The sequence below is a fragment of the Salinibacter sp. genome (assembly GCF_042218895.1).
GTDB lineage: Bacteria > Bacteroidota > Rhodothermia > Rhodothermales > Salinibacteraceae > Salinibacter.
In genome coordinates this window covers 1-4,852 of the sequence record NZ_JBDGQQ010000060.1, presented here as the reverse complement: position 1 = coordinate 4,852, position 4,852 = coordinate 1, and the positions used below count along the sequence as shown (strand labels likewise).

Genomic DNA, 4,852 nt, shown 5'->3' with positions numbered 1-4,852 from the left:
CACGCCGAGCGGGCCACCCTGGAGGATGTCTTCCTCGCCCATACGGACGGGGCGGAGACATCCGCTGGCCCTCGATCGGGAGGTGAGTGTAGCCACGAGCACACTGCACTCGTTTGTTCAGCATCCAGAAAGCACCATGCGTTTCTCCCTCGATTCCTGTGTTCTCCTCGCTGTCGCGGTAGCGTTCTGCGTCGGCGTCGCCCCACTCAGCCATGCCCAGTCGCCCGAGGCGCTCCTCGATTCGCCCCTCGTCCGGAATGCCGTCTATCTGGAGCTGGGCGGCAGCGGGATCTTTTACTCCCTCAACTACAGCCGTCGCCTCGGCCCCCGCACGATTGGCCGGATCGGGGCAACTTGGTTCCCGTTCTCCTGGGGCATCCCGGCGAGTGTGAGCTATCTGTTCGGGACGGGCCAGTGGCGCCCGGAGTTTGGGGTGGGGCTCCTGGCCGGAACGCGCGAATCGTACCCAACCCTGTTTCGGGATACAGAAACGCGCGGCCTCGTCGCGGCGGTCGGTCCCATCACGGGCTACCGGTATCAGCCCCGCGACCGCGGCGTCTTCTTCCGGGTGGCCCTCCAGCCCCTCGCGGTCATGGATCGGCTGGATTCTTCGGGGGTCGGCGTGGGAGTCTGGGGCGGGGTCAGTGTGGGATGGGCCTTCTGATTGTCGGTGCCGCCGTGGGCCCATTCCCTGACATTTGAGAGGGGTCCGACGTCCAACCCCCTCCCGCGTGCTCGTCTCGGAAAACCCGTGAACGTCGAAAAGAACAGATGCATTGCTTCGGTTTCCCCCTGCAAATGCGCTTCCCGACCCTTAGAACTGCGGCGTCCGCTCTCCTCCTCGCTGTTCTCCCGCTTTCCACGACCGGCTGCGACCTGCTTGGCCTCAGCGACGATGGGGGAGGCTCCTCGTCGCCGTCCGTGCCCGAATCCATCGCGTTTTTTGAGAATCATCCGTCCGCCTCGGCGCTCTACGTCACTCGCGCCGACACGGTCTTGGCCGCCTACAACGCAGACCGGAAGCAGCCCCTCGCCAGCACGGTGAAGTACGTGGTGGCCATCGAGTACGCCCGGCAGGCCGCCGCGGGCACGATTCGTCCCGACTCGCTCGTCCCCCTCGACCGCATTAACCGCTTCATGGGCCTCACCGGGCCCACAGCGAAGCAGCTCCACCGGGACTGGATCACGCAGGCCCGGAGTGCGGGTCGCGTCCAGAATGGACGCGTGCCGCTGCGAACGGTAGCCCGGGGCATGATTGAGTTCAGTTCGAACCCGGCAACCGAGTATCTGATGGACCTCCTTACTTTGAAGGAAATTAACCAGGGACTCGACGAAATCGGCCTCGCGTCCCACGATCCACTGCACTACATCATTTCGGATCTTTACGTGGGCATCCAGAAGGGACTTAGGGGCGAGGAGCGCGCCCGGTTCATGCGCGACCTGTCTGCGGAGGAGCGGGCGTCGCGGGCCGCACAGATTCATCAGAAGCTCCTGCAAGACGCCGATAGTTCGTATCGAGACGGCCTCACTACCCCCGGCATCGCGGTGCAACACGCCTGGTCCGATCACTTGCCTGTCCTCTACCGCGCGCGAGTACGCTGAGCTCATGCACCGGATCAACAACCGGACACTCCTCAGCGACGAGGCGCACGAATACCTGCACGAGGTCCTTGAGGTCAAGATCGACAATCCTCGGTATTCGCACGCTGGACTCAAGGGCGGAAGCACCGCGTGGGTTTTTACCCAGGCTGCGTTCTTTACTGAGAAGCAGAGTGACGCTCAGACTGAGTACGCAGTTCTGTTCGACGGAGACCCGCAGGCCCGGGATCGATTCTCGGACCTGAACACCAAATTCCTGGAGGGCCTCCTGAACGACCCCTCGTACCGCCGCACCCTCGCCCGAGTGCTAGATGGGTCGTAGCCCGTCCCCACAATCCCCAACGTTTCCACACCACTCCGCCATGCGCGCCTTTCTCACCCTTACCTGGACGGAAACGAAACTCTTTCTCCGCGAGCCCATGGCTACGTTTTTCACCGTGGCCTTTCCCCTGCTGCTCCTGTTCGCGTTCGGCGCCATCTTCGGCAATGCCCCCGGATCGGCCCCCGGAGACGTTGGCTACACGACCTACGCCCTGCCCGGCTACGTGGCCCTCACGATCGGCTCGCTCGGCCTTCTCAGCCTGCCCACCGCGCTGGCCATCTACCGCGACCAGGGCGTCCTGCGTCGGTTCCGCGTCACGCCGCTCCGGCCCACGGCCGTGCTGGGGGCCCAGACCGTCGTCCACGTCCTCATGCTTCTCGGGAGCGTCGTGCTGCTGATGGGGACTGCGGGCCTCGTCTACGATGTGCCCGTCCCAGATCGGCCCTTCCTCGCCCTCGCCAGCCTCCTACTCGCCGCCCTCAGCTTCCTCGCCGTCGGCTTTCTCCTCGCTGCCGTGGTGCCCACGGCCCGCGCCGCGCAGGCGGTAGGGAATGCGCTCTTCTTCCCGATGCTCTTCCTGTCGGGGGCGGCCGTTCCCCAGTTCCTGTTCCCCGAGTGGTTGAAAACGGCAAGTGCGGCGCTCCCCCTCACCCACGCCACGTGGCTCCTGCAGGACGCCTGGCTGCACGGGCAGTGGAACGGCGCCTCGTCGCTCGTGCTCGTCGGGATGGGAATCGGCTGTGCTAGCATCGGTGCGTACGCCTTCCGCTGGTCGTAACCCACACTGCATCGCCCCGTTTTCCTTTACCTCAACGCCCCCCCACTCCTTCCTCGCAATGAACCGCGGCCACTCGTCCACAATGACCCTCGACCCGGAGGCCTCCCTACCCCCCCCGCGGATCACGTGGACGGGTGCGGGCACCGCGGCCGGACTCTGGGTGCTCTATACCCTCCTGCTCTCCATCGTGGTGGCCCAGGCGGAAGGCGCTCCGCTCGTCGGCGCCCTGATCGGCCAGTCGTTCGAGAGCCTCATCATGGCTCTCGCCAGCGTGCCGGTCTGGTGGATCGTTGTGCGCTGGATGGATGAACGTCACTGGGGCTGGATCGCAGTCGCACATCTCGTCCTTGGTCCGCTGTACACGTGGGGCACCGTCAAGGGCTTCATCGGACTGGTGCGGCTGGGAGGACCCGACGGGACCGTCGAGACGCTAATGGGACGCTACCCGTGGCTCCTCGTCACCCACGGCACGCTGTATGTCATCCAGTTTGCGATCTACCATCTCGTCCGCAGCGTCCAGCGCCTTCGTCTCAAGGAGCAACAGGCCATCGAGTTGCGGGCCAAGGCCCGCGAGCAGGAGCTGGCGGCCCTCAAGGCCCAGGTAAATCCCCACTTTCTGTTCAACACGCTCAACTCGATCAGCGCCACGCTCCGCCACAATCCCGAGCAGGCCCGGGAAATGATCGCCAAACTGTCCGGCATGATGCGCTACGCGCTCAACGGCTCGGACCGCGACCACGTCCCGCTCCGCGATGAAATCGACTTCACGCGCCGGTACCTCGACCTGGAGCATCACCGGTTCTCGGACCGGCTGACGGCGACCATTGAGGTCGATGCGGACGACGAGACCCTCGATACGCCGGTGCCGCCCATGATTTTGCAGCCACTTGTGGAAAATGCGCTCCGCCACGGCATCGCCCCGAGCGAAGAGGGCGGAACGGTCACCGTCGAGGTCACCACCGAGAACGATCGGATTCATGTCCGCGTGGAGGATACCGGCGTCGGCCCCGGAGAGGAAGACCCGCTTTCCGCCGACGACGACAGCACCGGCCTCCCCAACACCGACACCCGCCTCCGGCACACCTACGGCCCCGACGCGGGCCTCCACACCGCCGAGAACACCCCCACCGGCTTCACCGTCCACTTCTCCATCCCCCGAAATGGTGTTGCGCCAAACTGACTCTCGCCGCCCAATTTTCTAATCTGCCAATCTTCAACCCTGATCCCGTGCAAGCCCTTATCGTCGACGACGAACCCCCGGCCCGCACCCTCATCCAGGAATACCTGGAGGACGTGGACCGCATCGAGCCCATCGGCGAGTGCACAAACGGCCGCGAGGCCATCGAGGCCATCAACGACGAGGCCCCCGACCTCGTCTTCCTCGACGTGCAGATGCCGGGCCTCGACGGCTTCGACGTGCTGGAGCGGATCGACGTGCTGCCGGACATCATCTTCTCCACCGCCTACGACGAGTACGCGATCGAGGCCTTCGACGCGGGGGCGGTCGACTATCTTCTGAAGCCGTACAGCAAGGCCCGCTTCCGAAAGGCCGTGGATCGGGCGCTGGAGCGCTACGACCAGGACGGCGACGAGTACGGGGATCGACTCGCTGCGCTTCTCCAGGAGGCCAAAAGCGACGACGAAGAGGCCCCCGAGCGCCTCTACGTGCGCCACGGCAACAAAATCATTCCCGTCGACCCCGACGACATCCGCTGGATCGAAGCCGCGGGCGACTACTCAAAGCTCCACACGGACGAGAAGACCTACCTCTCGTCAATGGGCATCGGCGAGTTGGAGGAGCGACTCGACCCCTCGCGGTTCATGCGCGTCCACCGCTCCCACATCCTCGCCTTCTCGGCCATCGATCACCTCTACAGCGACGGCTCGGGCGGGTACAAGGCCGTCCTCGACGACGGGACCAAGGTGCGGGTGAGCCGTTCCTACGCCTCCGAGATCCGCGACCGCATCGTGTGAATTCAGCTTCGCTGATGTGTGGAGGGATGGACGTGGGTGGAGATGCAAAGAGCAAGCGCGATAACCTCCAACCCTCCACACACCCGCACAGAATCCAGTCCCCAAACCCCATAGCCCGAATGGCAGCGCGCACTGAACGCACCGTCGTTGGGGCGCCATAACGGTGTTCGCCCCCTACG

Annotated in this window: 6 protein-coding genes; all 6 read left to right on the top strand. The window is 64.8% G+C overall.

Going from position 1 to position 4,852, the window contains the following annotated elements:
• The first annotated feature begins 136 nt into the window (after positions 1 to 136).
• The 6 genes from ABEL04_RS06280 to ABEL04_RS06255 all read left to right on the top strand — a co-directional run bounded on the left by ABEL04_RS06280 (position 137) and on the right by ABEL04_RS06255 (position 4,673).
• Positions 137 to 664 (top strand): hypothetical protein, encoded by a 528-nt coding sequence (locus ABEL04_RS06280; RefSeq protein WP_375801534.1) that lies wholly within the window; start codon positions 137 to 139, stop codon positions 662 to 664.
• A gap of 134 nt (positions 665 to 798) precedes the next feature.
• Complete coding sequence (locus ABEL04_RS06275; RefSeq protein WP_375801533.1) at positions 799 to 1,602, top strand: serine hydrolase; 804 nt, start codon at positions 799 to 801, stop codon at positions 1,600 to 1,602.
• A 4-nt stretch (positions 1,603 to 1,606) separates the two neighbouring features.
• On the top strand, positions 1,607 to 1,921 hold the full coding sequence (locus ABEL04_RS06270; RefSeq protein ID WP_375801532.1) for a hypothetical protein: 315 nt from the start codon (positions 1,607 to 1,609) through the stop codon (positions 1,919 to 1,921).
• Positions 1,922 to 1,961: 40 nt separating this feature from the next.
• Entirely contained in the window at positions 1,962 to 2,699 is a 738-nt protein-coding gene (locus ABEL04_RS06265) for an ABC transporter permease (RefSeq protein ID WP_375801531.1), read from the top strand.
• Positions 2,700 to 2,757: 58 nt separating this feature from the next.
• Positions 2,758 to 3,879, top strand: a complete 1,122-nt coding sequence (locus tag ABEL04_RS06260) for a sensor histidine kinase (protein WP_375801530.1) — start codon at positions 2,758 to 2,760, stop codon at positions 3,877 to 3,879.
• A gap of 47 nt (positions 3,880 to 3,926) precedes the next feature.
• On the top strand, positions 3,927 to 4,673 hold the full coding sequence (locus tag ABEL04_RS06255) for a LytR/AlgR family response regulator transcription factor (protein ID WP_375801529.1): 747 nt from the start codon (positions 3,927 to 3,929) through the stop codon (positions 4,671 to 4,673).
• Positions 4,674 to 4,852 lie beyond the last annotated feature (179 nt).

Excerpts from the sequence above, each read along its gene's own strand:
- ABEL04_RS06280 (WP_375801534.1), top strand. The coding sequence starts at position 137 with ATGCGTTTCTCCCTCGATTCCTGTGTTCTCCTCGCTGTCGCGGTAGCG.
- ABEL04_RS06265 (WP_375801531.1), top strand. The coding sequence starts at position 1,962 with ATGCGCGCCTTTCTCACCCTTACCTGGACGGAAACGAAACTCTTTCTC.
- ABEL04_RS06270 (WP_375801532.1), top strand. The coding sequence starts at position 1,607 with ATGCACCGGATCAACAACCGGACACTCCTCAGCGACGAGGCGCACGAA.
- ABEL04_RS06260 (WP_375801530.1), top strand. The coding sequence starts at position 2,758 with ATGAACCGCGGCCACTCGTCCACAATGACCCTCGACCCGGAGGCCTCC.
- ABEL04_RS06275 (WP_375801533.1), top strand. The coding sequence starts at position 799 with ATGCGCTTCCCGACCCTTAGAACTGCGGCGTCCGCTCTCCTCCTCGCT.